Annotated in this window: 13 protein-coding genes and 1 riboswitch; of the genes, 4 read left to right on the top strand and 9 right to left on the bottom strand. The window is 66.6% G+C overall.

The window, feature by feature from the left end:
• Window positions 1-99: 99 nt before the first annotated feature.
• Entirely contained in the window at window positions 100-678 is a 579-nt protein-coding gene (locus tag ABD024_RS14000) for a TetR/AcrR family transcriptional regulator (RefSeq protein WP_343853736.1), read from the bottom strand.
• Between the two features lie 140 nt (window positions 679-818).
• On the opposite strand from ABD024_RS14000, the gene ABD024_RS13995 reads away from it, so the two are divergent.
• The 3 genes from ABD024_RS13995 to ABD024_RS13985 are packed head-to-tail and all read left to right on the top strand — an operon-like array spanning window position 819 to window position 4,713.
• Window positions 819-1,724: an alpha/beta fold hydrolase gene (locus ABD024_RS13995; protein WP_343853734.1), complete on the top strand. Its 906-nt coding sequence runs from the start codon at window positions 819-821 to the stop codon at window positions 1,722-1,724.
• Window positions 1,725-1,733: 9 nt separating this feature from the next.
• Entirely contained in the window at window positions 1,734-4,184 is a 2,451-nt protein-coding gene (locus tag ABD024_RS13990) for an acyl-CoA dehydrogenase (protein ID WP_343853732.1), read from the top strand.
• Window positions 4,185-4,239: 55 nt separating this feature from the next.
• Window positions 4,240-4,713 (top strand): hotdog fold domain-containing protein, encoded by a 474-nt coding sequence (locus tag ABD024_RS13985; protein ID WP_343853729.1) that lies wholly within the window; start codon window positions 4,240-4,242, stop codon window positions 4,711-4,713.
• A gap of 12 nt (window positions 4,714-4,725) precedes the next feature.
• Here ABD024_RS13985 and ABD024_RS13980 read toward each other — a convergent pair whose 3' ends face one another.
• The 6 genes from ABD024_RS13980 to ABD024_RS13955 form a co-directional block, all read right to left on the bottom strand.
• Window positions 4,726-5,742, bottom strand: coding sequence for a diguanylate cyclase domain-containing protein (locus ABD024_RS13980; RefSeq protein ID WP_343853727.1), 1,017 nt, complete (start codon window positions 5,740-5,742; stop codon window positions 4,726-4,728).
• 75 nt (window positions 5,743-5,817) lie between these two features.
• Window positions 5,818-9,477: a response regulator gene (locus tag ABD024_RS13975; protein ID WP_343853724.1), complete on the bottom strand. Its 3,660-nt coding sequence runs from the start codon at window positions 9,475-9,477 to the stop codon at window positions 5,818-5,820.
• Between the two features lie 100 nt (window positions 9,478-9,577).
• Window positions 9,578-10,504, bottom strand: coding sequence for a CPBP family intramembrane glutamic endopeptidase (locus tag ABD024_RS13970; RefSeq protein ID WP_343853720.1), 927 nt, complete (start codon window positions 10,502-10,504; stop codon window positions 9,578-9,580).
• A 51-nt stretch (window positions 10,505-10,555) separates the two neighbouring features.
• Window positions 10,556-12,157 (bottom strand): peptide chain release factor 3, encoded by a 1,602-nt coding sequence (locus ABD024_RS13965; RefSeq protein WP_343853717.1) that lies wholly within the window; start codon window positions 12,155-12,157, stop codon window positions 10,556-10,558.
• Window positions 12,158-12,241: 84 nt separating this feature from the next.
• Window positions 12,242-13,387 (bottom strand): ATP-binding protein, encoded by a 1,146-nt coding sequence (locus ABD024_RS13960; RefSeq protein ID WP_343853713.1) that lies wholly within the window; start codon window positions 13,385-13,387, stop codon window positions 12,242-12,244.
• A 328-nt stretch (window positions 13,388-13,715) separates the two neighbouring features.
• Complete coding sequence (locus tag ABD024_RS13955; protein WP_343853708.1) at window positions 13,716-15,113, bottom strand: M20/M25/M40 family metallo-hydrolase; 1,398 nt, start codon at window positions 15,111-15,113, stop codon at window positions 13,716-13,718.
• Window positions 15,114-15,246: 133 nt separating this feature from the next.
• Window positions 15,247-15,409: riboswitch (yybP-ykoY riboswitch) on the top strand.
• 5 nt (window positions 15,410-15,414) lie between these two features.
• Between ABD024_RS13955 and ABD024_RS13950 the strand changes: the two genes are divergently transcribed.
• Complete coding sequence (locus tag ABD024_RS13950) at window positions 15,415-15,981, top strand: manganese efflux pump MntP (RefSeq protein WP_343853706.1); 567 nt, start codon at window positions 15,415-15,417, stop codon at window positions 15,979-15,981.
• 69 nt (window positions 15,982-16,050) lie between these two features.
• Here the strand turns inward: ABD024_RS13950 and ABD024_RS13945 are convergent, their stop codons facing one another.
• Window positions 16,051-18,978, bottom strand: a complete 2,928-nt coding sequence (locus tag ABD024_RS13945) for a TonB-dependent receptor (protein ID WP_343853704.1) — start codon at window positions 18,976-18,978, stop codon at window positions 16,051-16,053.
• A gap of 197 nt (window positions 18,979-19,175) precedes the next feature.
• The gene (gene fusA, locus ABD024_RS13940; protein WP_343853701.1) at window positions 19,176-21,305 is read right to left on the bottom strand and encodes an elongation factor G; all 2,130 of its coding nucleotides are present in this window, start codon (window positions 21,303-21,305) and stop codon (window positions 19,176-19,178) included.
• Between the last annotated feature and the right edge of the window lie 88 nt (window positions 21,306-21,393).

The following is a 21,393-nucleotide window of genomic DNA, read 5'->3' as shown; positions in this document are numbered from 1 at the left end:
GATCGGAAACGGTAGTTTGCGAACACTGGTATTGCAAGGCTGCATGCAGCAAAAACGGCGCCAGATGGCGCCGTTCGGGGGTACGCAGGGTGATGTGGCTCAGGTTGGGGTGAGGGTTGCGATCATGTGCTCGACGTAGGCGTCGAACTCCTCGTGGTTGATTCGGGGCAGGCCCAGGGTGAAATTCAACTGCAGGAAGCCGACGTAGGCGGCATAGGTCAGCCGCGCCCGATTCAAGGCCTGCGGCGGGGCCAGGCCGGCCTCGCGATAAGCGGTGGTGAGGAACTCGATCCGCCGCTGCGACACGCGCGCCATCACCGGCACCACTTGCGGATGATCCAGCGCCTTCAGCAGGGCGGCATACACCCGATGCGGCTGCAATTCGTGCGCGACCCGGCGGAACAGTTCGGGCAGGCGCTTGCGCGGGTCGGCGATCTGCTCGATCTGGCCGATGATCTCGCGCTCACCGTACTGCTCCCAGCGCTCCAGCGCGGCATTCAGCAGCGCTTCGCGGGTGCGGAAATGCCAGTAGAAACTGCCCTTGGTGACGCCGAGCTGACGCGCCAGCGCCTCCACGGCCAGGGCGCCGACGCCGTGTTCGGCGATCAGCTGCAAGGCGGCAAGTTCCCAATCTTCGGCCGACAGGCGGGTGCGTTCTGGCTTGTTACTGACATTCATGCCCGTATGGTAGCCACACCTCGCGCGTTTGTAATCTGGACGATTCCATCGGCCCGAGCCGGCGGAAGCCCGATGTTGCCGACGGGTTCCGGCTGCGGAGATGTTGACGGCCGTCGCTGCGGCAATCCATACTCGCCCGTATGGTTGATGATCCGCACGCCACCGATACGAGTCGCCGCTTCGCCGTTGCCGACCTGAGCCTGGCGGTGGAGACGCGCCGTCCGGCCGGCCGCCCGGCGCTGCTGTTCGCGCATGGTTTCGGCCAGACCGGGGGTGCGTGGAAGGGTGCGGCGGTGGCGCTGGCGGAGGTGGGCTGCCGTTGCGTCACGTTCGATGCGCGTGGCCACGGCGAAAGCGACCGGGTGACAAGCGGCGGCTACCACATGGACCAGTTTGCCGATGACCTGCTGCGGCTGGCCGCGGCGCAGCCGCAGCCGCCGATCCTGGTCGGCGCGTCGATGGGCGGCTTGCTGGGGATCGTGCTGGCGGGCGAGATGAGACCGTCGCCGTTCCGCGCGCTGGTGCTGGTGGATATCACCCCGCGCTGGGAAACCGCCGGTGTCGAACGCATCCTCGCCTTCATGCAGGCGCACCCGGATGGTTTCATGAACTACGCCGACGCGGCCGAGCAGATCGCCGCCTATTTGCCGCAGCGACGCGAGCGCAAGAGCGAGCAGCAGCTGCGCCCGCTGTTGCGCGAGAGTGCCGACGGCCGCTTGCGCTGGCACTGGGACCCGGCCCTGCTGGCCGGCGATCTGGTGCAGGAAAGCGAACGCTACCAGCCACGCCTGCAGGCCGCGGCGACGAAGATCGACGTGCCCGTGCTGTTGCTCTCGGGCGGGCGCAGCGACGTGGTGTCGCGCGCCACCGTCGATGAATTCATGCAGCTGGTGCCGCACGCGCAGCATGTCGAGTTGCCGCACGCCACGCACATGGTGGCCGGCGATGCGAATGATGCATTCACGCGCGAAGTCGCCCGCTTTGTGCAGAGTCTTGATCCGTTACCCGTCGACCGGCGCGTTGCCGGTGTTGCCCAATCGCAATGAGGTGTTGAGATGCCCGTGCTACTGACCCTGCTGGCGGCGTTGATTGCCTCTGGCGTCTGCGCCTACCACCGCACCAGCCTGCGCACCTGGGCGATCGCCACCATCGTCGCCACGCTGGTGGTGGGGCTGCTGGCCCACGCACCGTGGACCATGGCGATCCTGTTGATCGTCGAGCTGGCCATCGCGCTGCCGCTGCTGCTGGTGGATTTCCGCCGCAAGCAGATCAGCCTGCCGCTGCTGAAGCTGTTCGCCAAGGTCACGCCGAAGCTGTCGGAGACCGAGCAGACCGCGCTGGAGGCCGGCACCGTCGGTTTCGAGGGCGAGCTATTTTCCGGCAAGCCGGACTGGCACGAACTGCTGAAGCAGCCGAAGCCCGAGCTCTCCGTGGAGGAACAGGCCTTCATGGACGGTCCGGTGGAAGAGCTGTGCAGCATGATCGACGACTGGCAGATCACCCACGAGCTGGCCGACCTGCCGCCGAACGTGTGGGAGTTCATCAAGAAGAACCGCTTCTTCGGCATGATCATCCCGAAGCAATACGGCGGCCTGCAGTTCTCCGCGCTGGCGCATTCGGCGGTGCTGCAGAAGCTCAACAGCATGTCGGCCACGGTGGCCTCGACGGTGGCGGTGCCGAACTCGCTCGGGCCAGCCGAACTGCTGCTGCATTACGGCTCGGATGAGCAGAAAAACCACTACCTGCCGCGCCTGGCGGTGGGCGAGGAAATTCCCTGCTTCGCGTTGACCGGGCCCTACGCCGGTTCCGACGCCACCTCGATCCCTGACGTCGGCATCGTCTGCAGACAGGTGGTCAATGGCGTCGAAACGCTGGGTCTCCGGCTCACCTTCGACAAGCGCTACATCACGCTGGCGCCGGTCGCCACGGTGGTCGGTCTGGCGTTTCGCATGTTCGATCCGGATCACCTGCTCGGCGACAAGGAGGACCTCGGCATCACCCTGGCCTTGTTGCCGCGTTCGACGCCGGGGCTGGAAATCGGCCGCCGCCATTTCCCGCTGAACATCCCGTTCCAGAACGGGCCGGTGCGTGGCAAGGACGTGTTCGCGCCGTTGTCGGTGCTGATCGGCGGACCGGACATGGCCGGCCATGGCTGGCGCATGCTGGTCGAGTGCCTGTCGGTGGGCCGCGCGATCTCGCTGCCGTCGAACGCCACCGGCGGCATGCGCGCCTCGGCGCTGGCCACCGGCGCATACGCGCGCATGCGCAAGCAGTTCGGTCTGGCGGTCGCGCGTTTCGAGGGCGTCGAGGAAGCACTGGCACGGATCGGCGGTCTCACCTACGCCACCGCGGCTTTGTCGCGCGCCACCGCGGCCGCGGTCGACCGCGGCGAGAAGCCGGCGGTGCCGTCGGCGATCGCGAAATACCACGCCACCGAGTGGGCGCGGCAGATCGCCGCCGACACCATGGACGTGCACGGCGGCAAGGCGGTGCAACTCGGCCCGAAGAACTACGCCGGCCGCGGCTGGTCCAGCGTGCCGATCGCGATCACGGTGGAAGGCGCCAACATCATGACGCGCAGCCTGATGATCTTCGGCCAGGGTGCGATCCGCTGCCACCCGTACGTGCTGAAGGAAATGCAGGCGCTGTCGATCGCCGATCGCGGCGAGCAGCTGAAGGTGTTCGATCGACTGCTGTTCGGCCACATCGGCTTCGGCATCTCCAACGCAGTGCGCAGCCTGGCGATGGGCCTGAGCGGCGCCAGCATCGGCGAGACCGCCGGTGATGCCTATACCCGCCGCTACTACCGCAAGCTCGACCGCTACTCCGCCGCGCTGGCGCTGTGCGCCGACGTGTTCATGGGCGTACTCGGCGGCAAGCTGAAGTTCAAGGAAAAGTTGTCCGCGCGCCTGGGCGACGTGCTCAGCTATCTCTACATCGCCAGCGCCATGCTCAAGCAGTACGAGGACAACGGTCGGCCGGAATCGGATCGCCCGTTCCTGGCCTGGGGCTTTCACCAGTGCATGTGGCTGATCCAGAACGCGCTGGACGGTGCGATCCGCAACTTCCCGGTGCGGCCCGTGGCGTGGCTGCTGCGTGCGCTGGTGTTCCCGCTCGGTCGCCGCGAAGTGCCGCCATCGGATCGCCTCGGTCGTCGTGTCGCCGCGCTGCTCACCGCGCCGAACGAAGCGCTCGATCGCCTCACCGACTGGGTCTACACCACGCCCACACCGAACAACACGATCGGTCGCATGAAGGCACTGCTGCCGGACGTGATCGCCGCCGAGCCGGTCGATCGCAAGTTCGGCAAGGCGCTGAAGTCCGGCCAGTTCACCTCGCACGACTACCTGGGCCAGCTCGCCGAGGCGCAGCAGGCCGGTGTGATTTCGGAGGCCGAGGCCGACCTGCTTCGGCGCGTGCGCGAGGGCGTGTTCGAGTTCATCTCGGTGGACGATTTCGACACGGACGAATTGCGCGCGTTCAAGACGCGCGCGGACGCCGCATGAATCCAGTTGACCGACCGGCCCGCCTTGCGGGCCGGTCTCTTTCGGAGCATGGCCGATGAGTATCTCGGTGTTGTCGCTGTACCGCCGCGTCACGCGCTGGCCGGCGGGTCACTGGATCTTCTCGCGCCTGGTCTGCCTGAAGGCGCCGTACTTCGCCACCATCGCGCCGCGTTTCATGGTGCTGGAACCGGGACGCTGCGAGGTGCGCATCCGCGACCGCCGCCGCGTGCACAACCACATCGGCACCGTGCATGCGATCGCGCTGTGCAACCTCGCCGAACTCAGCGCAGGCGTGATGACCGACGCGACCATACCGGCCGACATGCGCTGGATTCCCAGGGGCATGACGGTCGAGTACCTGAAAAAGGCCGTCGGCACGCTGCACGGTGTCGCCACGCCAGCGACCGCACTGACCGATGCCGGCGATGGCCAGGACTGGCCGGTCGCGGTGCAGGTCACGGATGCCGCTGGCGAGACGGTCTTTCGCGCATGCGTGACGATGTGGGTGTCGCCGCGCAAGCGCGCCTGAGCGCCCGGGCGTTCAGTCGGCCAGCACGCAGCGGTTCTTGCCGTTGCGCTTGGCCTGGTACATCGCGTTGTCCGCCGCGCGCATCAATTGCTCCTCCGCATCGGCATGTTCGTTCGGCGCATAAGGCGCGATGCCAATGCTCGCACCGACGCGCACCTCGATCAGTTCGCCGTTGACGTGCAGGCTGTAGGGCTCGCCCAGCGCGGCGCAGAGCTTCTGGCACAGTTGCAGCGCCGTCTGTGGCTCGTCGATCTCTTCCAGCACCAGCGCGAATTCGTCGCCGCCGAGGCGGGCCACGGTATCGTTGCTGCGCAAATACGTCGGCAGGCGCGTGGCGATCTCCTGCAGCAGCGCATCGCCGGCGGCGTGGCCGTGGTTGTCGTTGACACTCTTGAAACCATCGATGTCGATGCAAGCCAGCGCGAAGCGGCTGTGATGCCGGTTGGCGCGCTGGATCGCACCGTTGAGCCGGTCGCGGAACAGGATGCGGTTGGGCAGGCCGGTCAGCGGATCATGGCTGGCCTGGTGGCGCACCATGGTTTCGATCAGCTTGCGCTCGGTGATCTCGCGGTTCAGTTCCTCGTTGCGCTCGGCCAGCTCGGCCATCGCCTCGCGCAGCTTCATGCGCGCCGCATGGAGTTCCAGGAACACGCGGACCTTGGATTGCAGGATCACGTCGTTGATCGGCTTGGCGATGTAATCCACCGCGCCGGAGTGGTAGCCCTTGAGCCGGTTCATGTCGTCGGCGTAGGCGGCGGTGACGAAGATGATCGGGGTCTCGCTCAGGTGTTCGGCGTCGCCGAGCAGGGCAGCCACCTCGAAGCCGTCCATGTCCGGCATGTTGACGTCGAGCAGGATCAGCGCGAATTCATGATCCAGGCAAAGCGCCAGCGCCTGGTTGCCGCTGGCGGCCTCGAACAGCTGCGCGCCGCTGCGCGCGAGCAGGCGACGCATCGCCACCAGGTTCGCCGCGGTGTCGTCGACGATCAGGATTTTCGGCGCGATCAAGATATCTGCCCTCCGCTTCATGGTCTTTCCGGAACAACCGTAACCGATACCGACGTGGTCCGCCGTGGAGCGTACCCGTTCCGGCGCGTGCGTCGGTCACGACTGCCCGCCCGCCAGCCAGCCACGCAGCATGGTCGCCAGCTTGTCGATGTCGATCGGCTTGGAAAGGTAGTCGTTGGCGCCCATCTGCAGGCAGGTCTCGCGGTCGCCGGCCATCGCCTTGGCCGTCACCGCGATGATCGGCAGGTCGGTGAAATCGGGCATGTCGCGAATGCTCCGGATCGTCGCGTAGCCATCCATCCCCGGCATCATGATGTCCATAAGGATCAGGTCGGGCCGCGGTTCAGTCTCCAGTGCATTCAGCGCCTTGTAGCCGTCCTGGGCCATGCCGACCTGCAGCCCCCAGCCGCGCAGCACCCGGGACAGCGCGAACAGGTTGCGCATGTCGTCGTCCACCAGCAGCACCCGGTGACCGGCCAGCGGAACCGGAAGGCTCGCGCCCGTGCCGGATGCCGCGGCGGGCCGGGCGATGTCCTGCAGGAACGGGCAGACCTCCTGCAGCAGGCGTTCGCTGGAGCGTGCGCCCTTGAGCACGATGGCGTCGGTGTACCTGCGCAGTTTCTGCTGCTCTTGCGGATCGAGTTCGCGCCCCGAATACACCACCACCGGCGGCATCGCGTCCGGCCTGGCTGCCAGGTGCTCCATCAGTTGCAGGCCGGACATGCCCGGCAGCCCAAGGTCCAGCACGATGCAGTCGTAAACGGTCGCGGCGATCTTCGGCAGTGCGTCCTCGGCGGAGTCGGCTTCGTCGACTTCCACCCGATGGGCGCGCAGGGCGGCGCGGATGGCCTTGCGCGAGGCGGCGTCATCCTCGACCACCAGCAGCCGGTGTTGCCGGCCTTCGCCGAAGCGCAGCAGGCGATCCAGTGCCTCGGTGATCGACTCGCGGCTGACCGGCTTGGTCAGGAAGCCGATCGCGCCCCGCTCCATGCCGCGCCTGCCGGCGTCGTTGACCGACACGAAGTGGACCGGGATCGAACGCGTGGCCTCGTCCACCTTGAGCCGGTCGAGCACCGTCCAGCCGTCCATCACCGGCAGCGAAATGTCCAGCAGGATGCCGGACGGGTGATGCTCGCGTGCCAGCTGCAGGCCGGACTCGCCGTCCATGGCGGCGAGCGCGCGATAGCCCTTGCGGTGAATCATGTCGACCAGGATGCGCACGAACGCCGGGTCGTCCTCGATCACCAGGATGGTGGTCTGGCCTAGCAGCAGCGAGTTGCGGTCGTCCGCGATGGAGGGGGGCAGCAGCGCCGGCGGGAAAGCGTGGTGGCTCTGCCCGCTGCCGGTCGCTTCCGCTTCGGCGCGGTGCGGTGCGGAGGCCGGCGGCGTTTCCGGCAGCAGCAGGGTGAACTGGCTGCCGTGCCCGATTTCACTCTGTAGCACGACGTCGCCGCCGAGCAGCTGCGCCATCCGGCGCGAGAGCGCCAGGCCGAGCCCGGTGCCGCCGAACTGGCGGCTGGTGCTGGCGTCGGCCTGCTCGAAGGCATTGAAGATGCGCTCGAGCTTGTCCGGCGAAATGCCGATGCCGGTGTCACCCACGGTGATCGCCAGCAGCGGTTGGCCGGACAAGGCGGCAGGCACGGGGACGCCGGCCTGCGGGCGGCCGATGCGCAGGCTCACCGAGCCGTTGGCGGTGAACTTGAACGCGTTGCTGAGCAGGTTGTTGGCGATCTGTTCGACCTTGCCGCCATCGGTGGCGAGTACCGCCGGCAGTTCGGCATCGACCGAGAGGTCGAAGCCCAGCCGCTTGTTGCCGGCGACGTGCGCGAAATTGCGTCGCAGCCGCTTGCCGAGCTCGGCGATGGAAACCTCCTCGATCACCAGCTCCATCTTGCCGGCCTCGACCTTGGACAGGTCCAGGATGTCGTTGATCAGGTGCAGCAGGCTGTTGCCGGCATCGTGGATGATGCGCGCGGATTCGATCTGCTCGTCGTCGAGGTTGCCGGTATCGTTGTCCGCGAGGCTGCGTGACAGGATCAGCAGGCTGTTCAGCGGCGTGCGCAGCTCGTGCGACATGTTGGCCAGGAATTCCGATTTGTACTGGCTGGCGCGCGCCAGCTCGGCCGCCTTGTCTTCGGTTTCCCGCTGCAGATCCTCCAGCACGTACCTCTGCCGGTTCAGGCTCTCGGTCATGTCGCGGAGCTCTTCATTGGAAGATCGCAGCTCCTCGGCCTGCACGCGCTGCTCTTCCTCCGACGCGATCAGCCGTTGCGATTGCTCTTCCAGCTCGGTGGTTTTCGCCTGCAGGGTTTCGTTGCTTTCACGCAACACCTCCTTCTGCTGGCGCATCACCAGCTCGGACAGGCGCAGCTCGTCGGCCTGTTCCCGCGTCTGCTGCAGCAGGCCTTGGGTATGCACGGCCTGGTTGAGGTTCTCCAGCGCCAGCGCCACGATTGGCAGCAGTTCGTCCAGCAGTTGCCGCTGCAGAGTGGTGAACGGGGCGAAACCGCCCAGTTCCAGCACGCCGATCAGGGTTTCGCGGTAGGTCACCGGCAGGATCGCGACGTGGCTGGGCACCGCCTCGCCGCTGCCCGAATCGATGCGCAGGTAATCGGCCGGTACCTGATCCAGGATGATCGCCTTGCGCTCCACGGCACATTGGCCGACCAGGCCTTCGCCGGGCATGTACTGGTCGGCGGAGCGGTTGCTGAGGCGCAAACCGTAGCTGCCCAGCAGGTCCAGCCGGTGGCGCGTGTCGTCGAACGAATAGAACAGCCCCAGCCCCGCGTTGCACAGCGGCACCACCTCGCTGGTCAGCCACTGGGCGAAGTCCTTGTGCGTGGTGGCCTGCAGCAGCACCTGCGAGATATCCGACACCCGGGAGCGAATCCACGCACGCGCATCGGTGTCCAACGACATCTGCTTGAAGACCTGCAGGGCGCGGGCGATCTCGCCCACCTCGTCGCGGCGATCCAATCGGCGGATCTCGAAATCGTGGTCGTGGTTGGACAGCCGCGTCATCTTGTCCGTGAGCCGGCGCAAGGGTCGGATCACCAGCCGCGAAGTGAGCCGGATGACGGCGATGCCGAGCAGGATGCCCAGCCCGATGGTCACCGCGCTGATGGCCTTGGTGCGGCTGAGGGTCAGGTCGAGCTGGCGGTTGCGCTCGCCCAGCAACCGGTTTTCGTCGCTGGCCATCTGGTCCAGCACGACGAAAAGATCCTCGGTGCGCACGGTACGCTGCTGCATGTAGTCGGCCTGGATGCGCTGGCGCTGCCGGCTGGCATCCGGGTCGGTGAGGTCCAGGTGCCTGAGCGGATTGATGGCGTGCTCGAGCGCCTCGTCGCGCCAGCGGACGGCCATCGACTCGACCCTGTCCAGCCGGGTCTGCTGCAGGTAATTGTCGAGCAGCAACCGGCGCAGTTCGGCGATGCGCTGGCCGAGTTCGCCGTTGGACCGGTTGAACAGCTCCAGCTCACTGGGCGCATGCGACAGCATGAAGCCGCGCGCGCCGACCTGGCGGCTCTGCGCGGCCCGCTCCACCATGTCGATCTGCAGCAACACCCGGTAAGTGTGGCTGGCCCAGTGCCGCGCGTTCTCCTGTTTCTGCAGCGAGTCGAGCGTGATCACGTTGGCGCTCAGGAACAAGCCGAGCAGCAGGCCGATTGCCAGCATCATCTTGCGCTGCATCGACTGGTTGGCCAGCCATGAATTCTCTTTCGACGAGGCGGGCTGCAGCGTGCTGATTGGGGCCATGGCGGGGTCCTTTACCGAACTGAGTGGACCGCAGGGCAGCAGTCGCAGGCACAGGGTAGCCGCAGCGGCGATCAAACCCCAGTTGAGCGCCGCCGCGGGTTCAGCGTGGGGCCAGCGCCTGCTCGCGCCTGGCGCGGGGACGGAAGGGCACGAGCGAGCCTCTCCGCAGTGCGAGCACCAGCAGTCCGAGCGTGCACAGCGAGCACAGGCCCAGCGCGACCACCGACGCCTCGGCGCCGAACACGCCGCCGCTCAGCCAGTCCGGGCCGCTGCGGGTGGACACCAGCCAGCCGTCGGCCGGAGTGCCGGACACCGGGATGCCGTAGATCGTGCCTTGGGCGAAGTTCCACGCCGCATGCAGGCCCATGCAGAGCGGCAGCGAACGGGTCAGGTGGTAGATCATGCCGAACAGCAGGCCGGCCTCGATCGCGATGGCGGCCGAACTCCACAGCGTGGCGCCGGGATTGGCGATGTGCGCCGCGCCGAAGAACAGCGCCGAGATGACCAGCGCCCACCAGCTGCCCAGGCCTTCCTCGACGATGCGGAACAGCACGCCGCGGCAGATGATCTCCTCGCCGATGCCGGCGCCCAGCCCCACCATCAGCAGGGCCGGTACCCACGGCGCATCCGGGTTGGTGCCGGTGACGTGATAGCTGCCGAGCAGGTACAGCACGCCGACGATCGCACTGAACAGCAGCAGGCCGGCGAGCGTGCCGAGGGCTCCGTCCGGCAGCAGCTTGCGCGGAGCCAGTTCCGTGACCGCGCGGCGTTCGACGAACCGCACCAGCAGCAGATAGGCGAGCAGCGCCGGCACCGCACGCATCAGGAACTGTGCCAGGGCGTGGAGGGTGGCCGGGGCATCCTTGCCGAGCCAGCCCAGCGGACGCAACAGCGCCCCCGACGCAAAGCTCAGCGCCATGAACAGCAGCACGAAGATCACGATCCGCGCCAGCGGCGAGAACAGCAGCCAGCGCTTCCAGCGTGGCGCCGCGGGCGGCGTGGTGAAGGCGATGGCCTGGTCGTGCATGCGTGATCCCCTGACAAAGACCCGCACGTTAGCAGCGGCGTCGCGCGGCGGCTACAGCTCCACCGCCACGGCATGCTCGCGGGTATTGGCGAAGCGCACCTGCGGCCAGCGCTCCTGCGCCAGTTGCAGGTTGACCCGCGTCGGCGCGATGTAGACCAGCTCGCCGGCGCCGTCGATGGCCAGGTGCATCGCGTTCTTCTCGCGGAACTCGGCCAGTTTCTTCTCGTCATCGCAGTGCACCCAGCGCGCGGTGGTCACCGTCACCGGCTCGAAGCTGGCGTCGACGTTGTACTCGTCCTTCAGCCGGTAGGCGACCACTTCGAACTGCAGCACGCCGACCGCGCCCAGGATCAGGTCGTTCGACATCAGCGGGCGGAAGAACTGGGTGGCGCCTTCCTCGCTCAATTGCGCCAGGCCCTTTTGCAGCGCTTTCATCTTCAGCGGATCGCGCAGCCGCGCGCGGCGGAACAGCTCGGGCGCGAAGTTCGGGATGCCGGTGAACGTGACCAGCTCACCCTCGGTGAACGTATCGCCGATGGTGATGGTGCCGTGGTTGTGCAGGCCGATCACGTCGCCCGGGTACGCCGTCTCGACGATCTCGCGGTCGCTGGCCATGAAGGTCAGCGCGTTGGCGATGCGCACCTCCTTGTTCGTGCGTGTCTGGATCATCTTCATGCCGGCGTTGTACGTGCCCGAGCACACGCGCATGAACGCCACGCGGTCGCGGTGCGCCGGGTCCATATTGGCCTGGATCTTGAACACGAAGCCGGAGAGCTTCTCTTCCTCCGGCTGGATCTCGCGCGTGGTGGTGGCGCGCGGGCGCGGCGACGGTGCGTGCTCAATGAAGAAGTCCAGCAGCAGCTGCACGCCGAAGTTGTTCACCGCCGAGCCGAAGAACACCGGCGTCTGTTTGCCGGCGAGGTACTCGTCGAGATCGAACGACGGCGCGGCGCCCTGCACCAGTTCCAGTTCCTCGCGCAGCTCGCGCATCGCCTCGACGCCGATCTTTTCGGCCAGGCCGGGCGCGTCGAGGCCCTTGAAGATGGTCGAGTCCTGCCGCGTGAAGTTCTTGCCCTGCTCGAAGATGTGCACTTCGTCCAGCGCCAGGTGGTACACGCCCTTCAGGCGCTTGCCCATGCCGATCGGCCAGGTCAGCGGCGCGCAGGCGATGCCCAGCACCGACTCCACTTCGTCCAGCAGTTCGATCGGCGAGCGGCCCTCGCGGTCGAGTTTGTTGATGAAGGTCATGATCGGCGTGTCGCGCAGCCGGCACACTTCCATCAGCTTGATCGTGCGTTCTTCGACACCTTTGGCGCAGTCGATCACCATCAGCGCCGAGTCCACCGCGGTCAGCACGCGGTAGGTGTCCTCGGAGAAGTCCGCGTGTCCCGGCGTGTCGAGCAGGTTGACGATCTTGCCCTCGTACGGGAACTGCATCACCGACGAGGTCACCGAAATCCCGCGCTCCTTCTCCAGCGCCATCCAGTCCGAGGTGGCGCTGCGCGACGTCTTGCGACTCTTCACCGAGCCGGCCATCTGGATCGCACCGCCGAACAGCAGCAGCTTCTCGGTCAGCGTGGTCTTGCCCGCGTCAGGGTGGCTGACGATGGCGAAGGTGCGGCGGCGGCGGGTTTCTTGGAGATGGGTGGGCATGGGGAGCGGGTCGGCTGGAGCGCGAACCGGTAATTGTAGCGTCGATCGACTGAATCCGCAGTCGGGAGCGGACCTCGTGCGGCATCAGTCAGCGGCTGCCGCGCCGCTGCGCAACGGCAACCTCACGCGGAATGTCGTGCCACTTGCCGCCGACGATGTGACCTTGATGGTGCCACCGTGGGCGGTGACGATCTCCTGCGCGATGAACAGGCCAAGCCCCAAGCCCGCGCCTGGACCCCGCTCCGCAAGGGCAAACTGCGAATGCCGCGTCATCGGATTGAAAATGCGCAGCGTGTCTTCCGCTGTGATGGGTTCGCCTTCGTTGTGGATCGCGAACACGACGTGGTCATCTTCCAGCTCCTGGCTGACGGTGACCGGTGAGTCGCCCGAACCGTGCTTGACGGCGTTTTCGATCAGGTTGCTGAAGACCTGCCCCATGCGGGAGACGTCGAATTTCCCGATGATGCGCTCGTCGGGCTGGAACACCACAGTGCGATCGGGATGCAACAGACGCACTTCCTGCACGACGTTCTCGCACATCACGGTGAGGTCGGCTTCGACGCGATCCACCGGGATGCCGCTACCGACCCGCGCGCGCGCGAAGTCGAGCAGGTCCTGCACGATCTTCTCGGCGCGGCGCACACTCGTGTAGATGCCGGCGGCGACCTTGGTATAGCGGCTGTCCAGCTCGTCGGCGTGAAGAAAGAATTCGGCCGACAGCAGAATGACGCCGAGCGGCGTGCGCAGATCGTGTCCCAGCACGCCAAGGAAAACGTCTTGTGATTCGTTCACCGTCTGCGAATAGCGCGACACCGATTCGGCGAGTCCCTTGTCGATCGCCTCGTTGAAACGCAGCATATCCTGCTCGCGAAATTCGGCGTCGCGGTCGGGCTCCTGCGACCACAGCAGCAGCACGCTGGCGCGCAGCGCACGGTATTCGGCTACCAGCTGATCGATAGTGAATCCCGAGCGAAGACGGGTGCCGGCATGCACCTCCGATGCCGTGTCGGCGCGAGCTTTGGGGCCTTCACCGCGCGATTTTTCGACGGCTTGCCGGGTCGATTGAGGCGTGCTGATGTCGGCCGCGATCTCCGTCAGCATCTGCCCGGCGTGATCGCGCACCTCCTTGGCACCCATCACTCGGGTCTCGGGCTGCAGGGTACTGGCGAAACTGTCCCACGCTTCGAGGATCGCCTCCCGGTGGATCGAAATGAATTGTGCCAATCGCATGCTGTGACGTACTCCGGAGTAAACGACTTGCCAGGTGTCAGGATCGCCCTCCAGTGCCCACCTCTTTAAACCAGGAGCGACGAACCGGGCATCGATTGAGCCACGGAAGCGGCGCCGCTGCCATGATCGTTTCGCGCAACAGGAACAAGCGACAAGCCGCCACGCCACGGCGATCGTGCGCGGTAACTTTTTTGGCCCAACGCTTGCCGTTGCCCGCGGTGGGATCACATTGACCATTGGCGACGCCGGCGTGCTTCGGCGGCACAAGCGCTCGGGAATCGCTGCCCGGGCTCTTTCGATGCGACGTTGGCGGTGAGGTGCTCGCCGGTCATTTCGCCAGCTGGATCAGTACCCGATGCCAGAACTCCAGCCCGGCTTCGACTTCCGAAGCCGGCAACTTCTCGTTGAGCCCGTGGGCAAACGTGTCGTCGGGCTTGGTGAACGCCGCATCGATGCCGTAGCTCGGGACGCCGGCATTGCGGAAGTACATGCTGTCGGAGGCGCCAGCGGACATGCCGGGGACGATTTCCACGCCGGGGAAGCGGGCGTGCACGGCGGCGGTGACGGCGGCGATCACGTCCTGGCGCAGGGGTGAGGCGGGGCTGGCCACCGGTGTTGGCGACAGCACGGTGACGCTGGCGGACTTGTCGTTGATCACCTTGACCAGGGTGTCGCGCACGCTGTCGACCGGTGTGCCCGGAAAGATGCGGCAATTCACGTTGACGCTGGCGCTTTGCGGCAGGGCGTTGAGGGCGTGGCCGCCGTTGAGCATGGTCGCCACGCAGGTGGTGCGGAGCTGGCCGACGTAGGCGGGGTCGGCGGAGATGGTCGCCGCGGCGGCGGCATCGTCGGGGTGGGCGGCGAAGCGGGTCATCGCGGCGCCCAGCGGGCCGGGCGTGTTGGCGCCGAGCGCGCGCAGCGAGGCGAGCGTGATCTCGTTGCTGAGCGGTGGAAACTGGTAGCCGGCGACGCGGTCGATGGCGCGCGCCAGCCGGTAGATCGCGTTGTCGTTGTTCGGTTCGCTGGAGTGCCCGCCGGCCGAGGTCAGGCTGATGCGGAAGTCCGCATAGGTCTTTTCGGCGGCCTGGATCTGGTACAACGCGGGCTTGCCGGTATCCGGGTTCAAGGTGCCGCCGCCGGCGTCGGCGTTGAGCAGGAATTCGGCGTCGTGATAGCGCTTCGCCAGCTCGCGGGTCGAGGCCATGGTGGTCTCTTCGTCGCCGGACAGCAGCAGGATCAGGTCGTGGCGCGGCTTGAAGCCTTCGCGCTTGAGCCGGATCAGCGTTTCGACCAGCACCACCACCGCGGTTTTCATGTCGGCGGTGCCGCGGCCGTAGAGGTAGCCGTTCTCCTCGATCAGGGTGAACGGGTCGCGGGTCCAGTCCTGGCGCTTCGCCGCCACCACGTCCATGTGCCCGGACAGCAGGATCGGCTTGCCTTCGCCGGTGCCGCGATAGCGTGCCACCAGCGCGGCGGTTTCGCCCACCGGGATGATCTCGACGTCGCTGTCGGCAAAGCCGGCGGCCTTGAGCTTGCCGGCCAGATACGCGGCCAGCACCGGCACCTGGTGCTGGCCTTCGACCGTGGGGATGCTGATGGCATGCTTCAGCGTGGCCATGGTTTCGGGCAGCGCCTCGGCGGTGGTGCCGGCGTGGGCCATGCCGATGCCGGCGCAGAAGACCAGCGTGGCCGCCGCGGCGGGCCCAAGTGCTCGTGGTGCTCTCATTCGAAGTCCCCTTGCATGTCTTGAACGAAGCCTGAGTATGCGCGGCGACTCGCGCGTCTGCATATGCCGGGCTCGCGGTGCCGTCGTGCTAACCTTGCCGCCGCGCTGGCGGTCATGCCGGCAGCGCGACCCCTTGGGGAGTAGCCTGCCTCGTCCCGACGAGGCGTCTTCGTCAACATGCTCGGCAAGCCTGCCGTGGCGAAGACACCGATCCTGGTTGGCGAGACCAACGGCTGACGGCGCCACTGCGGTGGGGCGCGCCGTCGTGCCGTTGCGCCTTGCCCGACCGACCTGGCCACCCATGAATCCCATTTCCATCCTGCTGCTCGGCTTCGCCATGTCCACCGACGCGTTCGCCGCGGCGATCGGCAAGGGCGCGGCGATGGCCAAACCCCGACTCGGTCAGGCCATGCGCGTCGGCCTGATCTTCGGCGTGATCGAGGCGATCACGCCGGTGGTCGGCTGGCTGCTGGGCAAGGGCGCCGCGCGCTACATCGAGGCCTGGGACCACTGGATCGCGTTCGGCCTGCTGCTGGTGCTGGGCCTGCACATGATCTGGAACGGCTTCAAACCGGACCCGGACGAACCGGTCGACGAGGCGAAGAAGCACGGCCTCGTCGGCCTCGCCATCACCGGCTTGTCCACCAGCATCGACGCGCTGGCGGTGGGCGTCGGCCTGGCCTTCGTCGACACACCGATCGCGCTGGTGGCCGTAGTCATCGGCCTGTGCACGTTCGGCATGGTCACGCTGGGCATCATGCTCGGCCATGCGCTCGGCGCCATGGTGGGCAAGCGCGCCGAGATGCTCGGCGGCGTCATCCTGATCGGCGTGGGCGCGGTGATCCTGTACGAGCATCTTTCCGCGTGACCGGTGCCCCATGAAAAACCCGGGGATCGCTCCCCGGGTTTCGTGGTTTTCCCGCGGTTACCGGGTTGCCTACAACTTGTAGTTCAGTCCGAGCATCACCGTGCGACCCCAGGTGTCATATTCCAGCGGCCGGGCTACCGAGACGCCGTTGGGCAGGCCGGAAACCTGCACGGTGGCGTCCGGCGCGTTGGTGAGGTTGCTGACCTGCAGCAGCAGCGACAGGCCGTTCCAGCGGCCTTCGGAGAACGCGTAGCCGAGTTGCAGGTCGGTCTGCTTGTTGGCCAGCACCTTGGTGTAGCCGAGCTGGTCGAACAGGGCCACGGCTTCACCGGTGAAGGACGAGCGGTAGCGTTCGGCCGCGCGCACCGACCAGCCGTACTTCTCGTAGTACAGCGCGAGGTTGGCGACCTTGCGCGACAGGCCGGGCAGGGTGGCCGGGCCGCCGGGGATCGAGGAGATTGAGCTGACCGGGATGTTGCTGTTGGTCAGCGAGAAGTTGGCCTGCACGCCGAAGCCATCCAGCGCCTGAGCCAGCAGCCCGCCTTCCAGCGCACCGGACAACTCCAGGCCCTGCATCTTGCCGCCGGTGCCGTTCGCCGGCCGCGTGAACGAACCGATGGTGCTGGTCGGCGTGAGCGTGGGATTGTCGTTGGTGTAGTGCGAGAAGTCGTAGTCGAGCGTGGTCTGGTTGTAGATGTAGTTCAGCAGGTTCTTGTTGAACACCGCGGCGGCGAAATAGCTGGACTTGCCGAAATAGAATTCGTACGACAGGTCGGTGCCGACCGCGATGTACGGCTTCAGTTTCGGGTTGCCGCCGCTGCCGGACCACAGCACCTGGCCGGCGCCGGGGCCCTGCTGCACCAGTGACACGCTGGCGGAGGTGGCGACCTTCTCGTCGTCGATGCGTCCGCGCGCCATCGTCTTGGCCAGGCCGAAGCGCAGGTACTGGCGGTCGGTCAGCTGCGCCACCAGGTTCAGGCTGGGCAGCACGTTGTTGTACTTCGCGCCGTCGCTGATGCGGCCGACCAGGGTGTCGCCGTTGGTCTGCAGCGCCTGCGACGACTGGTCGGTGCGCACGAATTGCATGCCCACGTTGCCGCGCAGCGGCACGTTGCCCAGCATCGTCTCGATGTTGAACTTGGCGTAGGCCACCGGCACTTTCTCTTCCACCGTGTAGTTGCGGCTCCAGTCGCCCTGGCCGTTGCGCTCGGTCAGGTAGAACTGGTTCGCCAGCGCGCCCAGCACGTCGTAGTAGAGGATGCCCGGGATGCCGCCGTAGCCGAGCGAGGTGGACCCGCGCAGGAAGGCGGGATCCACCGGCGCGCTGAAGTGGTTGTCGTAGGTGCCCTGAGTGGAGCCGTTGCCGTTGAGCCAGGCGAAGTTCACGTCGGCCAGCTTGGTCTTGGTGCGGTCCGAGTAGTCCACGCCCAGGTTCATGCTGCTGAAGATCCAGCCCAGCGGGTGGCTCACTTCCAGGCGCACCGCCTTGATCGTGTCCTTCTGGCTGTCGAATTCCTGGCGGCCGTTGTAGCCGTAGCCGTCCGGGTCGGTGAACACCACCGTGGCGGGATCGGCCAGGTTCACTGCCGACGAGAAGTACGGGTAGCCGTTGCCGAGCGGGGTGCGGAAGTCGACGCTGGTGAAGGCGCCGCCGGCCAGGCCGGTGAACAGGTAGGCGTCGTGCAGTTTCTTCTTCGCGCTGGAATACGACAGGTCCGCGGTGGCCGCCCAGCCGTTGCCGAAGTCGTACTGGTTGTTCCAGCCGGCCGAGAACAGCTTGTCGTGTTCCTTGGTGTACTGGTTCTGCAGGATCGGCGCGATGCCGTCGATGGTGCCTGAGGTGACGATCGGGTAGGGCTGCGCCGGCGTGACGCCCACGTTGGAGTAGCTGACGTTGTCCCACGGGCTGCTCGACCACTGCGCGCCGTTGGTGAATTTCTTCTCGCCGAAGGTGGAGTGGTACAGGTCGAGCGTGGAGTGGTAGTTATCGCCCGGCGCCCATTCCAGCACGGCCATCAGGCCGCTGCGCCGCTGGGTCAGCGACTGCGCGCGCAGCTGCATGCCTTCCTGCGAGATCACGCCGTCGGGCAGACCCTGCGTGTGCGGTCCACCCCAGTTTTCCTCGGCGCTGCCCGGGCCGTTGTTCATGCTCCACCACCAGGCCTGGTACTGCTTTTCCTGGATCGGCGAGTCGAGGTGGGCGAAGCCCACCGCGAGGCCCAGCGTGTGGTCGAAGAACTGGTCGATGTAGGAGATGCTGGCGCGGTGGCCCATGTCGCTCACGCCGCTGCCCGGGTTGAGCTTGCCGTTGCTGGTGTGCTCGCCGCGCAGGTTGACCGCGAAAGCGCGGTTGGGCAGGTCCAGCGGCTTGATCGTGTGCAGGTCGACGGTGCCGGACAGGCCCTGGCCGATCAGGCTGGCGTCGGGCGTCTTGTAGATCGCCGCGCCGCTGATCAGCTCGGACGGGTACTGGTCGTATTCGACGCCGCGGTTCTCGCCGATGGTGGCCTGCTCGCGCCCGTTGAGCGTGGTGCCGGCGAAATCGGGTGCCAGGCCTCGGATCGAGATCATGTTGGCGCGGCCGTTCAGGCGCTGGGTGGCCAGGCCCGGCACGCGCGACAGGCTTTCGGCGATGCTCGCGTCCGGCAGCTTGCCGATGTCCTCGGCCGAGATCGCCTCGATGATGTTGTCCGAGTTCTGCTTGGCCTTCAGCGAATTCTCGATGCTGCCGCGGATGCCGGTGACGATGATGGCGTCGAGGTTGCTCACCGTGTTTTCGGATTTCTTGTTCTTCTTGGCGCCTGCGTCGGCCTTCTTGTCGACGGGCACGGTCCGGGTGTCCGTGGACGTGGGCGCCTGCTCCTGTGCCTGCTGGGCCGATGCCGTGCCGGCCAGGATCAGGCCGAGCAGAGCGGTGGCGCAGGCGGCAGCCAGCGGTCGCTGATGGATACGAAAAGGCCGCGCAAGCAATGCTCGCGGCAAGTGGTGAAAATTCATGGGATCCCCTGTCGGATGGTGAGTGCCCCCCGGCACCCGGATGCAGGAAGCGTCGATCCTGCGGGCGGACAATATGCTACTGCTGGCCGGGGCAAGGGTGCTCGGGACCGTTTTCCTTCGGTACAGGAACGCGGGAGTTGCCGTTGCAGCGCGCGGGCCGGCGCGCGCTGCCGGCACCGGCCCGGAGAAGCGAAGCCTTACTTCGCCTCCTTCTCCATCAGCTTCTCGACCATGCTGGTCGGCACGTCCTCGTAGTGGTCGAATTCCATGCTGAAGGTGCCGCGGCCGCGGGTGGCCGAGCGCAGGAAGTTGATGTAGCCGAACATCTCGGCCAGCGGCACGAAGCCCTGCACGAAGGCGGCGCTGCCTTTCTGGCCCTGGTCGTTGACCGTGCCGCGGCGGCGGTTGATGTCGCCGATGACGTCGCCGAGGTAGTCCGCTTCCATCACCACTTCCAGATGCATGATCGGTTCCAGCAGCTTCGGCTTGCTGAGCTTCTGCGCCTCGCGGAAGCACTGCCGCGCGGCGATCTCGAACGCCAGCGCGGAGGAGTCGACGTCGTGGTACTTGCCGTCGACCAGGCGCGCCTTGAAGTCGACCACCTCGTAGCCGGCGACCTGGCCTTCCTGCGATTCGGCCTTGACCGAATGCTCGACCGCCGGGATGTACTCGCGCGGCACGCGGCCGCCGACCACCTCGTCGGAGAACACCACGCCCGAGCCCGGTTCTCCCGGCTCGAAGATCATCGTCACCTCGGCGAACTGGCCGGAGCCGCCGGTCTGCTTCTTGTGCGTGTAGGTGTGCTCGACGGTCTTGCCGAACGCTTCGCGGAAGCTGACCTTGGGCTTGCCCATGTTCGCTTCCACGCCCAGCTCGGTACGCATGCGGTCGATGGTCACTTCAAGGTGCAGCTCGCCCATGCCCTTGAGCACGGTCTGGCCGGTTTCCTGGTCCACCTCGAGCTTCAGCGACGGGTCGGCCTTGACCATCTTGTAGAGCGCGCTGGACAACTTGTCGACGTCGTTGCGGTTCTTCGGCTCCACCGACACGCTGATCACCGGATCGGGGAAGCGCATGCGCTCCAGCAGCGCCGGGTGCGCCGGGTCGGCCAGCGAATCGCCGGTCTCGGTGTCCTTCATCGAGACGAAGGCGCAGATGTCGCCGGCGCGCACCTCGTCGATCTCCCGGGTGTCGTCGGCCTGCACCTCGACGATGCGGCCGACGCGCTCCTTCCGGCCGCGGGTGACGTTGAGCAGGGTGTCGCCCTTCTTGATCACGCCGGAGTAGATGCGGCAGAAGGTGAGCGTGCCGAACTGGTCGTTGATCACCTTGAACGCCAGCGCGCGCGCCGGCGCGTCGTCGGTGACGACCTGCTCGCCGACGACGTGGCCGTCCTCGTCGACCATCGCGATGCCGCCGTTCTCGCCCGGGTAGGGCAGGTAGTCGACCACGGCATCCAGCAGCTGCTGCACGCCCTTGTTCTTGTACGACGAGCCGCACAACACCGGCACCAGTTCGCCGGTGACGGTGCCGCGGCGGATACAGTGCTTGAGCACCGCCGGGTCGAACTCGCCGGTGTTCAGCAGGCGCTCGAACGCGTCGTCGTCCAGCGCCAGTGCGGTTTCCAGCAGGTTCTGGCGCAGCTTCGGCAGGTCGGCGATCCATTCGTTGTCGGCCACGGAGGCGAAGTGGAGGCGATCCTTCAGCTGCTCCAGCGGCACGGTTTCCCACACGCTGTCCTTGTCGTCGGAGGCCCACAGGTAGCCCACGCCGGCGACCAGGTCGGCCATGCCGACGAATTCGTCGCTGCTGCCCAGCGGCACCTGGCACAGCAGCGCGTTGGCGCCGAGGCGCTCGCGGATGCCTTTCACGCAGTGCGCGAAATTCGCGCCGATGCGGTCCATCTTGTTGACGTAGCAGATCCGCGGCACCTTGTACTGGTCGGCCAGGCGCCAGTTGGTCTCGGTCTGCGGCTCCACCCCGGCGACGCCGTCGAACACCACCACCGCGCCGTCGAGCACGCGCAGCGAGCGGTTCACCTCGATGGTGAAGTCGACGTGTCCCGGAGTGTCGATCACGTTGATCTGGTGGCCCTTCCATTCGGCGGTCACCGCCGCCGACTGGATCGTGATGCCGCGCTTGCGCTCCTGCTCCATGTAGTCGGTGGTGGTGGAACCCCGGCCGTCCTTGGTGTCGTGCACGTCGACGATCTGGTGCTTGCGCCCGGTGTAATAGAGGATGCGCTCGGTGGTCGTGGTCTTGCCCGCGTCGATGTGCGCGATGATGCCGATGTTGCGGTAGAGGGTCAGGGGTTTCTTGCGGGCCACGGGTTGGACTCCGGAAAGGGGCTGCACGAACGCAGCCAACTAACAGCTCAAATGTTGTCGGTGGCGGATTTTTTCAATGCGCGGCGTG

This window comes from Rhodanobacter soli (assembly GCF_039523495.1).
In the GTDB taxonomy this organism is placed as follows: Bacteria; Pseudomonadota; Gammaproteobacteria; order Xanthomonadales; family Rhodanobacteraceae; genus Rhodanobacter; species Rhodanobacter soli.
This window is presented reverse-complemented; position numbering and strand designations above follow the sequence as displayed.

What these genes read in the sequence shown, in the direction of transcription:
- ABD024_RS14000 (WP_343853736.1), bottom strand. Translation starts at nt 678, where the DNA reads ATGAATGTCAGTAACAAGCCAGAACGCACCCGCCTGTCGGCCGAAGAT.
- ABD024_RS13995 (WP_343853734.1), top strand. Translation starts at nt 819, where the DNA reads ATGGTTGATGATCCGCACGCCACCGATACGAGTCGCCGCTTCGCCGTT.
- ABD024_RS13990 (WP_343853732.1), top strand. Translation starts at nt 1,734, where the DNA reads ATGCCCGTGCTACTGACCCTGCTGGCGGCGTTGATTGCCTCTGGCGTC.
- ABD024_RS13985 (WP_343853729.1), top strand. Translation starts at nt 4,240, where the DNA reads ATGAGTATCTCGGTGTTGTCGCTGTACCGCCGCGTCACGCGCTGGCCG.
- ABD024_RS13980 (WP_343853727.1), bottom strand. Translation starts at nt 5,742, where the DNA reads ATGAAGCGGAGGGCAGATATCTTGATCGCGCCGAAAATCCTGATCGTC.
- ABD024_RS13975 (WP_343853724.1), bottom strand. Translation starts at nt 9,477, where the DNA reads ATGGCCCCAATCAGCACGCTGCAGCCCGCCTCGTCGAAAGAGAATTCA.
- ABD024_RS13970 (WP_343853720.1), bottom strand. Translation starts at nt 10,504, where the DNA reads ATGCACGACCAGGCCATCGCCTTCACCACGCCGCCCGCGGCGCCACGC.
- ABD024_RS13965 (WP_343853717.1), bottom strand. Translation starts at nt 12,157, where the DNA reads ATGCCCACCCATCTCCAAGAAACCCGCCGCCGCCGCACCTTCGCCATC.
- ABD024_RS13960 (WP_343853713.1), bottom strand. Translation starts at nt 13,387, where the DNA reads ATGCGATTGGCACAATTCATTTCGATCCACCGGGAGGCGATCCTCGAA.
- ABD024_RS13955 (WP_343853708.1), bottom strand. Translation starts at nt 15,113, where the DNA reads ATGAGAGCACCACGAGCACTTGGGCCCGCCGCGGCGGCCACGCTGGTC.
- ABD024_RS13950 (WP_343853706.1), top strand. Translation starts at nt 15,415, where the DNA reads ATGAATCCCATTTCCATCCTGCTGCTCGGCTTCGCCATGTCCACCGAC.
- ABD024_RS13945 (WP_343853704.1), bottom strand. Translation starts at nt 18,978, where the DNA reads ATGAATTTTCACCACTTGCCGCGAGCATTGCTTGCGCGGCCTTTTCGT.